The 1,387-nt window shown below is 58.0% G+C and carries 1 protein-coding gene; it reads left to right on the forward strand.

Going from position 1 to position 1,387, the window contains the following annotated elements; translation table 11 throughout:
• Positions 1-1,365: IS3 family transposase (locus ABIE32_RS21715; RefSeq protein ID WP_429019414.1), on the forward strand; the 1,365-nt coding region annotated here is incomplete at its 5' end.
• Between the last annotated feature and the right edge of the window lie 22 nt (positions 1,366-1,387).

Genomic DNA, 1,387 nt, shown 5'->3' on the forward strand with positions numbered 1-1,387 from the left:
AAGTTCTCGCAGGCGCAGAAGGCCGCAGCCATCGAGCACTACCTCACCCATGACCGATGCATCGCGGCCACCATGAGGGCGCTGGGCTACCCCAGTCGTGGAACGCTTACCAAATGGGTGCGTGAGGCATTCCCTGAGGCCAGAAGGGCTCTGGTTGGCAGTGTGGGTCAACGAAGGTATCCCGAGAGCTTGAAGCAAGCGGGAGTCATGGAGCTTTGCACTCGGCAGGAAAGTGCGCAAACAGTGGCTGATAAGTTCGGCGTATGCCGGCCAACGTTGTACAACTGGAAGAACCAGCTGCTGGGACGTGAGGCACCCGCATCAATGAAACACACCGATCAATCACCGCAGGAGCGAGAGCGCGAAGAACTCGAGCGCCAGGTTGAGATACTGCGCCGCGAAGTCAGGCAACTGCGCCTTGAGCAGGACCTCTTGAACAAGGCCAATGAACTGTTAAAAAAAGGTCTGGGCGTCGATCTGCAGCTCCTGTCCAACCGGGAGAAGACACTGCTGATTGACGCCCTCAAGGAGCACTACCGCCTGCCAGAGCTCCTTGCACAGTTGGGTCTTGCACGCAGCTCATACTTCTACCATCGGTCCCGCACAGTGGTCGGCGACAAGTACCTTGTGGTGCGCCAGTCCCTTACCGAGATCTTTGAGTCCAACCACCGCTGCTACGGCTACCGCAGGCTGCAAGCCTCTCTGGCCAGAGAGCAAGGCCCGATCTCCGAGAAAGTGGTGCAGCGACTGATGAAGCAAGAGAATCTGGTCGTCGCAAAGCCCAAGCGGCGCAGGTTCGCGTCCTACCTCGGCGAGATCAGCCCGGCACCAGATAACATCATCAACCGTGACTTCCAGGCGGCCACCCCAAATGAAAAGTGGCTCACGGACATTACAGAATTCCAGATCCCAGCAGGCAAGGTGTACCTGTCACCCATCATCGATTGCTTCGACGGCATGGTGGTGAGCTGGACCATTGGAACGAGCCCGGACGCAGAGCTGGTCAACTCAATGCTGGATGCAGCTATTGAGACAGTGGCAGACACAAGCGATCGTCCAGTGGTCCACTCTGATCGTGGTGGCCACTACCGTTGGCCAGGCTGGCTCTCTAGGATGAGCGAGGCGAACCTCACCCGCTCGATGTCTCGCAAGGCCTGCTCTCCTGACAACGCGGCTTGCGAAGGCTTCTTCGGCCGCCTCAAGAACGAGTTGTTCTATCCTCGGGACTGGAAGGGCACGACCATCGAGCAGTTCATTGAGGTGGTCGACTCGTACATCCGCTGGTACAACGAGAAGCGGATCAAGATATCCCTTGGCTCTCTCAGCCCTGTCGAATACCGGGCGAGCCTTGGACTTGCGGCGTAAACCAGTCCAAGTTTTTATCCGC

Source organism: Comamonas sp. 4034, assembly GCF_050434545.1.
GTDB classification, from domain to species: domain Bacteria; phylum Pseudomonadota; class Gammaproteobacteria; order Burkholderiales; family Burkholderiaceae_C; genus Comamonas; species Comamonas odontotermitis.